Here is a 15723-nt window from a genome sequence, read left to right on the forward strand (position 1 = left end):
GCCAACGCGGTGCAGGTGACCGGGGACCGGGCGCTGGCCTACGACCCGGACACCGACCGCTGGTCGGCGCGCGCGGCCATGCCCCGGTGGCCGACGCCTGGCAGGTGCTTGCCCCGACCGGGCAGGCCGCGTCCCGGGGTGCCGGGGCCTGCGGTGGGCTGGCGATCGGCGGCATGTCGCCGCAGGGGGCGGCCCTGCCGTCGATCTCCCAGTGGTCCGGGGCGGACGGCTGCACACCGTCGGCCGAGGTGCCCTGGCTGCGGGTACGCCCGGCCAGCTTCACGTTGGCGCCGGGCGCGTCGAAGGCCGTCACGCTGCGGTTCACCGCCAACGCCGCGACCGGGGTCGACGGGCCCGGCCGGTACACCGCCACGCTGGCACTGCGGGCGCAGACCCCGTACCCGGTGTTGACGGTGCCCGTGGAGTTGACGGTGCGGCAGCGGTAGGTCGTACCCGGTGAGTTGTCCGGGGTAGCTGGAGCGGGGCGGCGATCCATTGACGCCGCCCCGCACCGCCGGTTGTCGGTACGGCACGAGACGCCGCCGGTCATCAACCGGCTTGTTGCTGCACCGCAACCGTACGTTGCGGAAACACTCAGCTACCCCGGATAGTTTCGGCCTCCATGCGTGTCAGCCCGCCCCTGCGCAACAGCGAGCAGGAGGCGCCTACCCAGGTGGCCTCGCCGCGCCCGACACGCGAGCGCAGCCCGTACATCGATGCGCTGCGGGCGTTGGCGATCCTGCGGGTCTACCTGCTGCACACCCTGTGGCTGACCTGGCTGCCGCTGGCGTTCCCGGCGATGCCGGTGATGTTCGCGCTGGCCGGCTACCTCACGGCCGTGTCCCTGGACCGAGGTACGCCGCTGCGGGTGGTCGGCTCGCGGCTGCGCCGGCTGCTGCCACCGCTGTGGGCGCTCGCCGCAGTCGCCGTACCGCTGATGGTCCTGGTCGGCTGGCGGCCCAGCCTGCTGGACGTGACCTGGTGGGTGGTGCCGCTGCGGAACCCGCCGAACAGCGAGTGGGGCGGGCCGTTTTCCCTCGGACTCTGGTACATCCGCGCCTACCTGTGGCTGGTGCTGCTCTCCCCGCTGCTGTGGTGGGCGTTCCGTCGCTGGCCGGTCGGCGCGCTGCTGGGCCTGCCCGCACTCGCCGTGCTGCTGACGTCGCCGCTGGTCGACCTACCGGTCAACCCGGTCACCGACGTGGTCTGGTCGATGGCCGCGTACGGCAGCTGCTGGCTGATCGGTTACGCCCGGCACACCGGGCTGCTCGACCGGGTACCGCTGCGGTGGTACGCGCTCGGCGTCGGCGGGCTGGCGCTCGTCGCGATGATGTGGCTGGCAGAGCGGGGCGAGGACGACCGGCTCGGCGCGCTGGTGTGGGGCTGGGCGGTGGTGCTGCTGCTGATGCGGGCCCGGCCCCGGTTGGACTGGCTGGCGCAGGTGCCGTGGCTGGCCCGACTGATCCGCATGGTCAACGCCCGCGCGGTGACCATCTACATCTGGCATCTGCCGGTGCTGTACGCCGCCGGTGGGCTGCTCACGCTGTCCGGACTCTACGCCGGCAAGGCGGCCATTCTCGGCGTCGGCACCGTGCTGCTGGTCGCGGTGGTGCTGGCTATCGGCTGGGTCGAGGACGTCGCCGCCCGCCGCCGCCCATCACTCCTACCGCCCAGCTGAGCCGGCTGGCACCCTCAGCGGAGGGCGTCGTCGGCGAGCCGGGCGTGCACGCCGACGACGCCGTTGACGATCTGCGTCACCCGTACGTCGACGACGACGCTGGCCAGGGCGACCGCGTCACCCCGGGACAGCCCGTGCCGGCGGGACATCAGGGTGATCATCGCGTCGAGGGCGTCGGCAGCCGCGGCGTCGAGAGTGTCGCCCAGGCCGAGGGTCAGCCAGGCGCCGTCGACCCGGGCCATCGGGCCGGTCAACGGTCGGTCGTCGACCAGATCGAAGGTGAGCTGGACCCGGTCCATCGGGCATTCGATCGCCGTACCGCAGATCTCGCCGTCGCCCTGGGCGGCGTGCCCGTCGCCGACGGAGAACAGCGCGCCGTCGACGGTGACCGGCAGCAGCAGGGTGCTGCCGGCGACCAGGTCCTTGCAGTCCAGGTTGCCGCCGCAACGCCGGGGCGCAATGGTCGAATGCTCGCCGGGCTGCGCCGGTGGCATGCCGAGCACCCCGAGGAACGGCCGCAACGTCACGGTGTGGCCGAGCTGGTTGCGTCCGGTGCCGGCGGCGGGGTCCAGCTGCCAGGTGTGCACCGTCTCGGTGCCGGCGATCCCGTACCGCTCGCTGTGCGGGGTCAACGCGCTGCCCGCCAGGGTGGTGCCCCAATCGGCCGGCAGCACCTCGTCGACGCGTACCGACAGGGTGGTCCCGGGCCGGGCGCCGCGCACCGCGACCGGCCCGACCAACGCGTGGCCGAACCCCGGCCGGTGCGCCGCGTGCCGGGGCCGCTGGTCGTGCGGGCCGCCGGCGTACGGTCCGGCCGACCACCAGCAGTCCAGGGTACGGAAGGTGACCGTGTCTCCGGGGTCGATGGTCAGCACCGGTGGATAGTCCGGTGAGAGGTAGCCGTGCAGGGTCCGGGCGTTCGGCTCCAAGGTATGCCGCATCGCCGCAGGTTACCGCCGCCGGTTTAACAAGCGCAGCGACCGGCGCAGGTAGCTGCGCTGGTGGTGTCCAGATGCCGGGCCCAGCGGGTCAGAATCCCCGACCGGGCGCGGCCGGCGGGTGCCCGGCGGCGGTCGGATAGGCGACAACGGGCCCGGCCCGGCGACCGGCGTATCGTCGGACGCTGTGACTGGCGTGCCCTACTCGTTCTGCTCGTCGTGCGGTGCCCGCTACCCGGCCGACGCCGACTGGCCCCGGTCCTGTAACCACTGTGGGCAGCAGGTGTGGCGCAACCCGACGCCGGTGGCGGTTGCCCTGGTGCCGGTGACGAGTCCACAGGGGATCGGGGTGGTGGTGCAGCGCCGCGACATCGAGCCGGCGCGCGGCGAGCTGGCTCTGCCGGGCGGTTTCATCGAGTACGGCGAGGACTGGCGGACGGCGGTGGTCCGCGAGCTGCGCGAGGAGACCGGGCTGGCCGGGCGGTCCGACCAGGTGCGACTGTACGCCGTGCGCAGCGTGCCGAACGGCGCCAGCCTGCTGATCATCGGGGTGCTGCCGCCCCGACCGGCGGAGACGCTGCCGGTGTCGGTGGCGACCGAGGAGGCCACCGAGTGGCTGGTGGTGACCGAGCCGGTCAGGTTGGCGTTCCCGTTGCACACCGAGGTGCTGGCGCGCTACCTGACTGATCCGACGAACCCGGCGACGCTCGGTACGCTGTGGGCGTGAGCGACCTTCCTGACCGCCTGCCCCCTGACCGGCTGCGGGCCTCGGACGCCGACCGCGAGCAGGTGGCGGAGGTGCTGCGGGCCGCGGCCGCCGAGGGCCGGATCGATCTGCCCGAGTTGGACGAACGACTCGGTCGGGTGTACGCCGCCCGGACGTACGCGGAGTTGGAGCCGCTGACCCGGGACATTCCCCGTGCGGTGTCCGACTCGGTCGCCCGGCGGGGCGATCACGGTCTGGAGCCGTCGCGGCCGTCGCAGTGGGCGGTCGCGGTGATGAGCGGGGTCGACCGCCGGGGCCGGTGGGTGGCACCGGGCAGGTTGCGGGCGCTCGCCTTCTGGGGCGGTGGCCGGTTCGACCTGCGACAGGCACAGCTCGACGCGAACGTGATCCGGATCCAGGCCTGGGCGATCATGGGCGGGATCGAGATCGTGGTGCCGGATGACGCCGAGGTGTCGATCACCGGGGTGGGCGTGATGGGCGACTTTGGTCAGCGGGCCGCCGGGATGGGCAGCCCCGGCGGGCCGAGGATCCACATCAGCGGGTTGGCGTTCTGGGGCGGTGTGACGGTCAAGCGTCGGGGCCGGCCGGGACGCTGATCGCGGCGACGATCAGGCCGTTGCGGGCCAGCCACCGGCCGGTGAACCCGGTCAGCGGCGTGCCGTCGGGCAACGCTGGGCCGGGCACCAGCAGCCGGGCGGTGAAGTCCCCGTCGGTGGCGGCGCCGCTGGAACCGGGGGCGACGGTGCCGTCGGGGCCGGGGTTCGCCTCGACGTACGCCTGCTCGAAGCCGAGCCAGCGTTCCGCCAGCGGGTACCACGCCTTGTAGACGGCTTCCTTGGCGCAGAACAGCAGCCGGTCCCAGTGCACCTGCGGGTGGCTGTCCCGGCGGGCGGTCAGCCAGGTGAGTTCGTCGGGCACGGTGATGCTGTTCAGGACGCCGGCGGGCAGCGGCTCGTGCGGTTCGGCATCGATTCCGACCGTGGTGAGGTCGACCGACCGGGCCACCACCGCCGCGCGGTAGCCGGCGCAGTGGGTGATACTGCCGACCACCCCGGCCGGCCAGCGGGGTTCGCGGCGTGCACCGGACGGCACCGGTACGCCGGGGAAGCCCAGCTCGGCGAGGGCTTCATGGGCGCAGCGGCGTGCGGTGCCGAACTCACGACGGCGCTTGTCGACCGCGTTGCCGAGCACCGCGGACTCCTCGGGGAACAGGGTGACCGGGACGTTGTCGTCGAACGCCTCGCGGGCGACCGCCGTGGCCGGCAGCAGTGCCTCGATCATCCCGCTCCGTCCTCCGTCACCGTCGTGGCAGGTGGTCGGGTGTCACTGGCAGACCCGCCATTCGCCGTTCTCCTCGACCAGTCTGACGGCCTCCTGCCGCTGTGCGCCACCGTCGTAGGTGACTTCGACGGTGACGGTGCCGGTCGTCCGCACGTTGGTGGTCGACACAGTGACACCGATGATGTCGTACCCGGCGATCTGTCCGGCGGCGGACTCCTGCTGGACGTACTGCGTCTCGGACAGGGTGTCCCGCCGGTCCTGGCACAGCCGTTGGTAGGCACCGGCGTAGTCACCGACGGACAGCGCGTCGAAGTGGGCGGTGGTGGCGTCGCGGGCCGGACCGGTGGCCGCCGACACGGTCCGGTACAGCCAGAAGCCACCCCCGGCGACACCGACGCAGCAGAGTAGGACGACGGCGAACACGACCGCGACGATGATCACGATCGTCCGCCCGCTACGGCTCGGCCCGGCGGACGATGGTGGCGGTGGTGACGGCCCCGGTGGTTGGTAACTCATGATCCGGATGCTAGAGGCCGCCCGCTACCTACCGGCCCGGCACGGCTACCCCGCATAGGCCCGGGCGAGACGCTGGTGTATCCGGTCGTCGGTACGCCGGGCGAGCGCCCGCAGCTCAGCGGGACCGCGCTGCGGCTGGTGGGCGCACCAGGCGGTCAGCAGTCGTTCGGCGCTGTCCGGATCGCTGTCGGCGGCGACCGCCACCACCACCTCGGCGGTCTCGTCCAGCAGCTCAGCCACGGTCGGCACCACGACGCCCTGTTCGCGCAGACGGTACCCGACCAGCGCGGCGCCGAGTGGCGTCAGGCTGATCTCGTCGTCGGTGAGCAGGACCGCGCCGAGATCGGCCAGCCGCGCGAACAGCCGGTCGGCGTCGTCGTGGGCGAGCCGTCGCCACGCCTGCTGCTGCTCCTCGGTGCCGCCGTTCGGCACCAGCATCGACTCCTCCAGCGACTGGTGCAGCAGCTCACGCAGGGCCGGGACCGGCAACGGTTCGGCGGACGAGTAGACGGTGAGCGCTGCGATGACGACGGCGTCGTCGAACCGCCACCGCATCGACGACTCGTTCCAGCCGCTGCCGCACACGGCCGCCCCGATCTCGGGCAGCGCCGCGTACAGCCGCTGGGCCAGGGCGAGCGGGTCGGTCAGCAGCTTGGCCGCGCTCTTGACCGGCACGAGCCGCCCCTTGACCACCCGAACCACTCGGGCGGCCCGGGCCCAGGCGACGACGACCGAGAGCCCGTACAGCTCCTCGCTGCTGCGGGTCTTGAACACCCGGTCGCCGATGGCCGGGTCGATCACGTCGGCGGTGCCGAGCAGCGGGACCAGTTCCCGGGCGTCGGCCAGCCGAAGGTTGCCGTTCGGGGTCAGGGTACGGCCCTGGCCCATCCAGGTCACCAACTGCCGGACCTGGTGCAGGATCGTCGACGATTCGGCCGCCGTGCGCAGCTCGGCGTCGTCCGGGACGACCACCAGTGGCAGGGTCGGTGGGCGTTGGGCGCGGTCGGACGCGGCCAGGTGGTTGGCCATGATCTGGTTGAGCAGGTCCCGGTCGACGGGGATCCGGCCGGCGTGCACGTCGGCGATGAACGCCTGGGCGGCCGCGTTGTCTGTCGGGTCGACGCCGTCGCGCATCATCCGGGTGGCCCAGTACTTCGCCGGGCCGTAGCGCCGCTCGTCGGCCAGCGCCTCGGCGACCGGTCCGGTCAGCTCGTCGAGCGTCCTGTGCAGCAGGTCCCGGTCGGCGCAGTGCCGGTCGGCGAGCCCTTCGTCGAACAGGAAGTCGACGAATCCCCGTACGCTCGGCACGACGGCGTCCCAGTCGTCCGGGTGCATGGTGACCTGTCGGGGGAACCAGTCGAGCAGGGCGGCGGTGAGGTCGTCGGGGTGCCACCGTCCGAACAGACCGTCGCCGTGGCTCCACCGGTGCTCCAGCAGCGTCTCGATCACAAATGGGTCGAGCCCGGCACGCCCCTGCCGACGCGCCCACTTCCCGACCTGGCCGACCAGCCGCTGTCGGGCCGGGTGGAAGGTGTCGGAGTCGGCTGTCGTGTAGACCGTTCTCATGCCGCGCGACCTTACCGTCCGCTGGTGCCGGCGGCGGGAAGCCGGGTCGTCGACCCTTGACGACAAGGTACGACCCGGTTAACACTCTCGCAACAGCCGTGTCGCGGCAGCGAATCGGAACCGACGACCCGGCTCCTGTCCACCAATTTTTGTTAACGCTAACAACAACTGATACCGGATCTCAAACAAGAAATCGGACACCTCCCTGGAGGAGACAGTCATGCCGCAGCGGGATCGACCGCGTACCGCCGGACCACGACGAACAGCCCTGGCATCACTCGCCGCCCTCGCCCTCACCGCCAGCCTGCTGGCCGCCGGCCCGACCACCGCCACCGCCGCCGGACCGACCGACGGACTTGTCCTCTGGTACGAACTGGATGCCACCGCCGGGACCGTCGCCACCGACGCCTCAGGCAACGACCGGCACGGCACCGTGCACGGCACCGCCGACTGGTCCGGTGAAGAAGGACTCGGCCTCAACGGCACCGACACGTACGTGGATCTGCCCGACGACGTTCTACGCGACCTGGACTCGGTCACCGTGACGATGGACGTGCTCATCGACCCGGCGCAGGCCACCCCCTACTTCATCTTCGGGATAGGCAACACCAGCGGCGGCACCGGCGACGGCTACCTGTTCGCCACCGGCGACCAGTTCCGCGCCGCGATCGCCAGCGGCAACTGGTCCACCGAGCAGAACACCCGGCCGAACCCGACCCGCAACCTCGCCCGCGGGGTCTGGAAGCACCTCACCTACACCCAGTCCGGCACCACCGGAGTGCTCTACGAGGACGGGGTCGAGGTCGGCCGCAACACCGCGGTCACCATCACCCCCGGGTCGATCGGCGGCGGCACCACCACCGCAAACTACATCGGGCGTTCGGTCTACACCGGCGACCGCTACCTCGCCGGTCGGGTGCGTGACTTCCGCATCTACGACCGGGCGGTCACCGCCGACGAAGCTGCCCAGCTCGGTGCACGCGCGGCGGCCGCGGTCGTCGCCCACGACGCGGCCGAGCTGGACCTCGGCGACACCAGCCGGGTCACCGCCGACCTCCCACTGCTGGCAACCGGGCCGGGCGGCTCGGCCATCGACTGGACGTCCAGCGACCCGGCGGTGGTCGCCACCGACGGTACGGTGACCCGACCGGCCGTTGGCCAGCCCGACGCGCAGGCCACGCTCACCGCCACCCTGAGCCGGGGCACCGCCACCGATACCAGGACCTTCGAGGTGACCGTACTGGCCGAGTTCGACGACGCGCAGATCGTCGCCGACGCCGCCACGGCGCTGACCGTGCACAACGTTGACGACGTGCGCGGCAACCTGACCCTGCCCACGGCAGGCGCCGACGGCACGACAGTGACCTGGGCGTCGGACAACCCGGCGGTGATCGCCACGGACGGCGTGGTCAACCGACCGGCAGCCGGAGCCGGCGACACCACTGTCACGCTGACCGCCACCGTTACTCGCAACGCGGCCAGCGCCACCCGCGAGTTCACCGCCAGCGTCCCCGAACTGCCGGCACCAGCCGACCGCACGGGCTACCTGTTCAGCTACTTCACCGGTGAGGGCACCGCCGACGGCGAACAGGTCTACTTCGCCCTCAGCCAGGGCAACGACCCGCTGCGGTGGCAGCAGCTCAACGACGGCCGGCCGGTGCTCACCTCGACGCTCGGCGAAAAAGGGCTGCGCGACCCGTTCATCATCCGCTCCCCGGAGGGTGACAAGTTCTACCAGATCGCTACCGACCTGCGGATCCACGGCAACGGCAACTGGGACGGTGCGCAGCGGCACGGCAGCAAGTCGATCATGGTGTGGGAATCCACCGACCTGGTCAACTGGACCGACCAGCGCCTGGTCCAGGTCTCCCCCGACACCGCCGGCAACACCTGGGCACCGGAGACGTACTACGACCCGTCGATCGGCGCGTACGTCGTCTTCTGGGCTTCCAAGCTGTACGCGGCCAACGACCCGGACCACACCGGGAGCACCTACAACAAGATGCTGTACGCCACCACCCGGGACTTCCACACCTTCTCCGAGCCGCAGGTGTGGGTGGATCCCGGCTACTCGGTGATCGACTCGACGGTGATCGACCACGACGGCGTCTACTACCGGTTCACCAAGGACGAGCGCAACAACTCCTCGTCGACGCCGTGCAGCAAGTTCATCCTCGCCGAGACGGCGACGTCGTTGCGCGACACCGAATGGGACTTCCTCACCGACTGCATCGGCCAAGGCTCGATGTCCCAGGGTGAGGGACCCACCATCTTCAAGTCGAACACCGAGGAGAAGTGGTACCTGTTCATCGACGAGTTCGGCGGACGCGGCTACATCCCGTTCGAGACCACCGACCTTGCCTCCGGCGAGTGGACACCGTCGAGTGACTACACGCTGCCGTCGCACCCACGCCACGGCACTGTACTGCCGGTCACCCAGGCCGAGTACGACGCGCTGCTCGCCGCCTACGGGCCTGACCCGGGGCCGGAGCCACCGGCCGACGGGCTGCTGCTGCACTACAAGTTCGATGAAACCGGCGGCACCGTCGCCACCGACTCCTCCGGGCAGGGCCGGCACGGCCGCTACGAGCGGACCCCGGAGTTCGGCACCGGCGTCGAGGGCGGTTCGTTCAAGATGAGCGGCGGCGCCAGCGGCTCGACCACCGCGCCGTACGTCACCATCCCCAATGGGGTGTACGCCGGTGTCTCCAGCACCACCGTGGCGACATGGGTCAAGTGGGACGCCTCCAGCACCGCCAACCAGTGGATCTACGGGCTGGGTCCGAACAGTAACCGCTACCTGTTCAGCACGCCGCGCAACGGCGGTGGGGTGCTGTTCTCGGCGATAACCACCGGCAGCTGGCAGGCCGAGAAGCAGCTTCGGGCGTCGGCAGCGTTCACCGGAGGCGAGTGGAAACACTTGGCGGTCACCGTCGACTCGACCACCCGTACCGCCGTGATGTACCTCGACGGGGTCGAGATCGCCCGGGCCACCGACGTTGCGATCCGCCCGTCGGACCTGCACGACCCGAGCCGGGATTATGCCGGATATGTCGGCCGCTCGCTTTACGGCGCTGACCCGTACTTCGCCGGCGAGGTGGACGATTTCCGGATCTACAACCGGGCGTTGACCGCCGACGAGGTGTACGCCCTGGGCGGCGCCCCGGCCGCGATCACCGGTGCCATCGTGGCGCAGCTCAAGGTGGACGCCATCGTCGACGCCGACACCCGACGGATCGTCCTGCCGGTCCACCCGGACACCGACCTGACCGCCCTGGCACCGGAGTTCACCCTCGCCCCCGGCGCCACCGTCGCACCAGAGTCGGGCACCGTACGGGACCTGAGCACACCGATGACGTACACCGTCACCGGCGCCGACGGCTCCACCGCGACCTGGACCGTTGAGGCCCACCTGATGCGCTCACCGGTGCTGCCCGGACTGTACGCCGACCCGAACATCGCGGTCTTCGGCGACAGGTTCTACCTCTACGCCACCACCGACGGATTCGCCGGCTGGAGCGGCACCAAGTTCTCGGTGTTCTCCTCGGCGGACCTGGTCAACTGGACCGACCACGGGGTGATCCTGGATCTGGAGACCGACGTCGACTGGGCGGACAACAGCGCCTGGGCACCGACCATCGCCGAACGCGACGGCAAGTGGTACTTCTACTTCAGCGGCGGAAAGGCCACCGGCGACACCGGCAAGCACCTGGGTGTCGCGGTCGCCGACTCCCCGACCGGGCCGTTCCGCGACGCGCTCGGCGAGCCGCTGGTGCCGGCCGGGACGTACCCCGGTCAGATGATCGACCCGGCGGTGTTCACCGACGACGACGGACGCTCCTACCTGTACTGGGGCAACGGCAACGCCTACCAGGTCGAGCTCAACGAGGACATGGTGTCGTTCGACCCGGCCGAGGTGACCTCGCACCGGCCGTCCGGATACAACGAGGGCGCGTTCGTCATCAAGCGGGACGGCCGCTACTACTTCATGTGGTCGGAGAACGACACCCGCAGCGAGGACTACCAGGTGGCGTACGCCGTCGGCGACTCGCCGCTCGGGCCGTGGAGCGAGCGGCGGGGCACCATCCTGCGCAAGGACCTGTCGTTGGGGATCAAAGGCACCGGGCACCACTCGGTGGTGCGGGTGCCGGGCACCGACGACTGGTACATCGCGTACCACCGGTTCGCCATCCCGGACGGCGACGGCACACACCGGGAGACCACCATCGACCGGTTGGAGTTCGCCCCCGACGGCTCCATCGTCCCGGTGGTGCCGACCCTGGAGAGCGTCGCGCCGATCCGGCCGGTCAACTCCGCGCCGACGGTGATCGCCGTCACCGGTGCGGCCGGGCCGGTCGCCGCCGGCACCGAGGTCAGCGTCACGGCGACGTTCACCGACTCCGGTTCGGACGACACCCACCGGTGCGTGGTGGTCTGGGGCGACGGCACCGTCGACGCCGGCGTGATCGACGGGTCGGCCTGCGTCGCGGCGCACAGCTACGCCGAACCGGGTGTGTACCGGCCGACGGTCACGGTGATCGACGACCGGGATGCCGCGCACACCCTGGCCGGCGGCCATCTGGCGGTGCACCGGGCCGACGGCGGGCACGTCGCCGGCTCCGGCTGGATCACTTCACCGGCCGGGGCGTACGTCGCCGACGAGCAGGTGGCCGGGCGGGCCGAGTTCGGGTTCGTAGCGACGGCCGGTCCGGACGCGACCGGGCCGGGCCCGGTTGCGCTGCGCTTGCGCGTCGGCGAGTGGGAGTTCGCCGCGACCAGCCACCGGGGGTACGTGGTGGACGGCCCGCAGGTGCGGTTCAACGGCCGGGGCACGGTCAACGGCGCAGGCGACTACGAGTACATGGTCGGGTTGAACGACGAGGCGCTGCGGAAGCAGGGCAAGGACCGGTTCTGGATCCGGATCCGGGAGGCGGGTACCGGGACCGTGGTCTATGACAGCCGGATCAACGCCGACACAACCGCGCTCGGCGGCGGGGCGGTCGTCGTCGACGTCCGATGACGCGGCCGGGGCGCCACCCGTACGGGTGGCGCCCCGGCGCGCAAGCCTCGCCGGTCACTTGGCGAGCGGCTGGCCCTGCTTGTCGGTGAACTTGCCGATCAGGATGACGATGAAGTCGATCAACGCCCAGAGGCCGAGTCCGCCGAAGGTGACCAGCATCAGCACACCGGTACCGATCTTGCCGACGTAGAACCGGTGCGCCCCGAATCCGCCAAGAAAGAAGCTGAGCAGCACCGCGACGAGCCAGGACTTCTGCCCGGTGGCCGGCACGGCCGTGGTCTGCGACATGGTATACCTTCCAAAATAGACGATCGGCACGCGGTCCCCCGTGGCCGATGTGGTGGTTCGTCGTCCAGGACCGGTCGGTCTGGACAGCGACACGGCAGATTACCGCAGAACGGGACGCGCGGGGGGACTGGTCCACCGGCGCGCGGGCTCACCAGGGCGGCCGGTCACCAGCTGTCATGATCCGCACCCGGCTATCGTTACCGAGGCCAGCGAGGCGAGGCACCGACGAGACGAGGGGAGCGGGTAGATGACGCTGCGCGATCAAGCGTTCTGGTTACGATCCCCCGGCAGCGGGGAGATCCGGTCGGCCGACGTCGAACCGCCCGCATCCGGCGAGGTCCTGGTGCGGACCCGGTTCACCGGGCTAAGCCGGGGCACCGAGACGCTGGTCTTCCGGGGCGAGGTACCACCCAGCCAGTACGCCGCGATGCGCGCCCCGTACCAGGACGGCGACTTCCCCGCCCCGGTCAAGTACGGGTACCTCAACGTCGGGCAGGTCGAGCAGGGCCCGGACGAGCTCGTCGGCCGTACCGTCTTCTGCCTCTACCCGCACCAGACCCGCTACGTCGTGCCGGTCGACGCGGTCACCGTTGTTCCGGACAGCGTGCCGGCCCGCCGGGCGGTGCTCGCCGGCACGGTGGAGACTGCGGTCAACGCTCTGTGGGACGCCGCTCCCCTGCTCGGTGACCGGATCGCCGTGGTCGGCGCCGGGATGGTCGGTGCCACCGTCGCCGCGCTCGCCGCCCGGTTCCCCGGCGTACGGGTCGAACTGGTCGACATCGACCCCGCACGAGCCGCCACCGCCGCCGCGCTCGGCGTCGGCTTCGCCCACCCGGACACCGCCACCGACGGATGTGACCTGGTGTTCCACGCCAGTGCCACGTCGGCCGGGCTGGCCCGGTCGCTGGAGTTGCTCGCCGTCGAGGGCACGGTTGTCGACCTCAGCTGGTACGGCGATCGCCCGGTCACCGTGCCGCTCGGCGAGCACTTCCACGCCCGCCGGTTGACCGTGCGCAGCAGCCAGGTCGGCCGGGTAGCCCCGGCCCGGCGCGAGCGGCGCGGGTACGCCGGCCGGCTGGCTCTCGCCCTGGACCTGCTCGCCGACGAGAGGTTCGACACGCTGCTGACCGGCGAGAGCGACTTCACCGACCTGCCCGGAGTGCTGCCCCGGCTGGCCGCCGGCGAGTTGCCGGCCTTGTGCCACGTGATCCGTTACCCGACTGGAGGATGAGAAATGTTTAGCGTCACCGTACGTGACCACATTATGGTCGCCCACAGCTTCACCGGTGACGTGTTCGGCCCGGCGCAACGGCTGCACGGGGCCACCTTCGTCGTTGACGCCACCTTCAAGCGCATCGACCTCGACAGCGACAACATCGTCGTCGACATCGGTCTGGCCACCGAGCAGCTCAAGGCCGTACTGGCCGAGTTGAACTACCGCAACCTCGACGACGAGCCGGCGTTCGCCGGGATCAACACCTCCACCGAATGGCTGGCCAAGTTGATCGCCGACCGGCTGGCCGACCGGGTGCACGCGGGCGATCTCGGTGCCGGTGCCCGTGGTCTGACCGGGATCGGCGTCACCCTGCACGAGTCGCACATCGCCTGGGCGAGCTACGAGCGGGCGCTCTGACGTCGATGATCGTCGTGGTGCTGCCCGGCAACGTGGACGATCCGACCGCCCCCAGCGGCGGCAATGTCTACGACCGGCAGGTCTGCACCGGTCTGGCCGCGGCCGGATGGCCGGTGCGCGAGATCGCTGTCCCCGGTGACTGGCCGTGCCCGGACCGGACCAGCCGGGCCGCGCTCGCTGACCTCCTCGCCACCCTGGCCGACGGCACGGTGATGCTGATCGACGGCCTGGTCGCCTGTGGGGTGCCGGAGGTGATCGGACCGCACGCCGACCGGCTGCGGCTGGCCGTGCTGGTTCACCTGCCGCTCGCCGACGAGACCGGGCTGGACCCGGCTGAGGCTGCCGAGCTGGACCTGGCCGAACGCGCGGCGCTCAGCGCGGCGGCCGCGGTGATCGCCACCAGCGACGCGACGGCCCGCCAACTCGCCGCCCGCCACGGCCTGGCCGCCGACCGGATCCGGGTGGCGGTGCCGGGCGTCCCACCGGCGCCCCTGGCGAACCGGGACCCGACCGGCCGACGGCTGCTCTGCGTCGCGTCGGTCACCCCCCGTAAAGGCCACGACGTGCTCGTCGAGGCGCTCGCCACCGTCGCCGACCTGGACTGGGAATGTCTCTGCGTGGGAGCGCTGACCGCCGCCGCGTACGTCGACCGGGTCCGGCAGCGGATCGCGTACCACCGGATAGGGGACCGTGTCACGCTGGCCGGGCCCCGCGCGGCGGCGACGTTGGCCGGCACCTACGCCGACGCCGATCTGCTGATCCTGCCGTCGCACGCCGAGACGTACGGCATGGTGGTCACCGAGGCGCTGGCCTGCGGCATCCCGGTGCTGGCCAGTGACGTCGGCGGGGTGCCGCAGGCACTGGGTCGCACCTACGCTGGTGAGCGACCGGGCCGGCTGGTGCCGCCCGCCGACCCGGCGGCGCTCGGTGCGGCGGTACGCCGCTGGCTGACCGACGGCGGCGAGCGGGAGCGGTTGCGGGCGGCCGCCGTCGCGCGCCGGGCCGGGCTGCCCGGCTGGGCGGACACTGCCGCCGCAGTTGGTGCGGTACTACACGAACTGAGTCGGCGCTGACGGCGGCGCCCCACCCAGCCCCACCCCGGTAACGGCGTCGCCAACCAGCAGAGGGAGACTTCATGGAGACGATCGAGTCGGCCGGGTACAGCCCGGCGTGGTTGGGGCTGCGGGAGCCCGCAGACGCGCAGGCGCGCTCGGCGGAACTGGTCGCCGAGGTACGCCGGCTACTGACCGGCGCCGCCCGCACCGAGATACACGACCTCGGCTGCGGCACCGGGTCGATGGGCCGGTGGCTGGCCCCGCAGCTGCCCGGTGCCCAGCACTGGGTGCTGCACGACCGCGACCGCGAACTGCTGCGCCATGCCGAGGCCCGGATGGCCCCGGCGGCGTCCGACGGCGCACCGGTCACCGCGACGGTACGCCGCGACGACCTCACCGCGCTCACCGTCGACGACCTCGCCGGCGCCGACCTGGTCACCGCGTCGGCCCTGTTGGACCTGCTCACCGCCGACGAGGTGGACCGGCTAGCGGCAACCGTCCGGGCGGTCGCCTGTCCGGCGTTGCTGACCCTGACCGTGGTCGGTGAGGTATGGTTCGATCCCGCCGACCCGCTCGACGGTGAGCTGACGGCCGCGTTCAACGACCATCAGCGGCGGCGCACCGCAGGTCGTCCGCTACTCGGCCCGTCGGCGGTGGAGGCGGCGACCGAGGCGTTCACCCGGCACGGGGCCACCGTGCTGGTGCGGCCCAGTCCGTGGCTGCTCGGCCCCGAGCGGGCCAAGCTGACCGAACGATGGCTGGGCGGCTGGATCGCGGCGGCGTACGAACAGCGGCCGGAGCTGGCCGCCCGGCCAGGGGGCTACCGGCGCCGCCGGCTCGCCGCTGCCGCCGCCGGTGAGCTGGGGGTCACCGTGGAACACCGGGACATATTGGTCGTGCCCAGCTGAGGTCTGCACGGCGTACTTCCGGTGCCGGGCAGATGAACCGGAGGCGGCACCGTCGCGTATCTGTCGGCGGAGGCTCATCGAGGGGGGCACGTAATGCACAGGGCGGAGAGCCC

14 protein-coding genes are annotated in these 15723 nt (G+C 71.6%); 9 read left to right on the forward strand and 5 right to left on the reverse strand.

The genetic code is table 11. The features are described 5' to 3' along the window. The first annotated feature begins 86 nt into the window (after positions 1-86). Together ACFHWU_RS15875 and ACFHWU_RS15880 are read left to right on the forward strand one after the other, a co-directional pair. Positions 87-446 carry a hypothetical protein gene (locus tag ACFHWU_RS15875; protein WP_416590902.1) on the forward strand — a complete coding sequence of 120 codons (360 nt, stop codon included), beginning with the start codon at positions 87-89 and terminating at the stop codon, positions 444-446. A gap of 176 nt (positions 447-622) precedes the next feature. Further along, complete coding sequence (locus tag ACFHWU_RS15880; RefSeq protein ID WP_416590903.1) at positions 623-1678, forward strand: acyltransferase family protein; 1056 nt, start codon at positions 623-625, stop codon at positions 1676-1678. Between the two features lie 14 nt (positions 1679-1692). On the opposite strand, the gene ACFHWU_RS15885 is transcribed toward ACFHWU_RS15880, so the two are convergent. Continuing rightward, complete coding sequence (locus ACFHWU_RS15885) at positions 1693-2619, reverse strand: acetamidase/formamidase family protein (RefSeq protein ID WP_416590904.1); 927 nt, start codon at positions 2617-2619, stop codon at positions 1693-1695. Between the two features lie 184 nt (positions 2620-2803). On the opposite strand from ACFHWU_RS15885, the gene ACFHWU_RS15890 reads away from it, so the two are divergent. Then, positions 2804-3343, forward strand: a complete 540-nt coding sequence (locus ACFHWU_RS15890; protein ID WP_416590905.1) for an NUDIX domain-containing protein — start codon at positions 2804-2806, stop codon at positions 3341-3343. Continuing rightward, positions 3340-3939, forward strand: coding sequence for a DUF1707 SHOCT-like domain-containing protein (locus tag ACFHWU_RS15895; protein WP_416569222.1), 600 nt, complete (start codon positions 3340-3342; stop codon positions 3937-3939). Before ACFHWU_RS15890 ends, ACFHWU_RS15895 begins: the two co-directional genes overlap by 4 nt. On the opposite strand, the gene ACFHWU_RS15900 is transcribed toward ACFHWU_RS15895, so the two are convergent. Genes ACFHWU_RS15900 through ACFHWU_RS15910 form a run of 3 tightly spaced genes read right to left on the reverse strand, consistent with a single transcriptional unit; the run spans position 3911 to position 6706 of the window. Then, the gene (locus ACFHWU_RS15900) at positions 3911-4624 is read right to left on the reverse strand and encodes a 4'-phosphopantetheinyl transferase family protein (protein WP_416557360.1); all 714 of its coding nucleotides are present in this window, start codon (positions 4622-4624) and stop codon (positions 3911-3913) included. The genes ACFHWU_RS15895 and ACFHWU_RS15900 overlap by 29 nt on opposite strands. 42 nt (positions 4625-4666) lie before the next feature. Beyond that, complete coding sequence (locus ACFHWU_RS15905) at positions 4667-5140, reverse strand: DUF4878 domain-containing protein (RefSeq protein ID WP_416557361.1); 474 nt, start codon at positions 5138-5140, stop codon at positions 4667-4669. A 45-nt stretch (positions 5141-5185) separates the two neighbouring features. Next, on the reverse strand, positions 5186-6706 hold the full coding sequence (locus ACFHWU_RS15910) for a hypothetical protein (protein WP_416590906.1): 1521 nt from the start codon (positions 6704-6706) through the stop codon (positions 5186-5188). A 220-nt stretch (positions 6707-6926) separates the two neighbouring features. Between ACFHWU_RS15910 and ACFHWU_RS15915 the strand changes: the two genes are divergently transcribed. After that, a complete protein-coding gene (locus ACFHWU_RS15915; protein WP_416569225.1) occupies positions 6927-11726 on the forward strand; it encodes a family 43 glycosylhydrolase in 4800 nt (1599 codons plus the stop codon). Positions 11727-11780: 54 nt separating this feature from the next. Here the strand turns inward: ACFHWU_RS15915 and ACFHWU_RS15920 are convergent, their stop codons facing one another. Then, positions 11781-12014 carry a TM2 domain-containing protein gene (locus ACFHWU_RS15920; protein WP_416557364.1) on the reverse strand — a complete coding sequence of 78 codons (234 nt, stop codon included), beginning with the start codon at positions 12012-12014 and terminating at the stop codon, positions 11781-11783. A gap of 247 nt (positions 12015-12261) precedes the next feature. Between ACFHWU_RS15920 and ACFHWU_RS15925 the strand changes: the two genes are divergently transcribed. The 4 genes from ACFHWU_RS15925 (at position 12262) to ACFHWU_RS15940 (ending at position 15610) form a co-directional block, all read left to right on the forward strand. Further along, positions 12262-13245 (forward strand): zinc-dependent alcohol dehydrogenase, encoded by a 984-nt coding sequence (locus ACFHWU_RS15925; RefSeq protein ID WP_416557365.1) that lies wholly within the window; start codon positions 12262-12264, stop codon positions 13243-13245. A gap of 3 nt (positions 13246-13248) precedes the next feature. Continuing rightward, positions 13249-13647, forward strand: a complete 399-nt coding sequence (locus ACFHWU_RS15930; RefSeq protein ID WP_416557366.1) for a 6-pyruvoyl trahydropterin synthase family protein — start codon at positions 13249-13251, stop codon at positions 13645-13647. Continuing rightward, on the forward strand, positions 13644-14720 hold the full coding sequence (locus ACFHWU_RS15935; RefSeq protein WP_416557373.1) for a glycosyltransferase family 4 protein: 1077 nt from the start codon (positions 13644-13646) through the stop codon (positions 14718-14720). The genes ACFHWU_RS15930 and ACFHWU_RS15935 overlap by 4 nt, the downstream gene beginning before the upstream one ends. A 62-nt stretch (positions 14721-14782) precedes the next feature. Beyond that, on the forward strand, positions 14783-15610 hold the full coding sequence (locus ACFHWU_RS15940) for a class I SAM-dependent methyltransferase (protein WP_416590907.1): 828 nt from the start codon (positions 14783-14785) through the stop codon (positions 15608-15610). Positions 15611-15723: the final 113 nt, after the last annotated feature.

It is taken from the genome of Micromonospora sp. LOL_015 (assembly GCF_048060275.1).
GTDB lineage: Bacteria > Actinomycetota > Actinomycetes > Mycobacteriales > Micromonosporaceae > Micromonospora_E.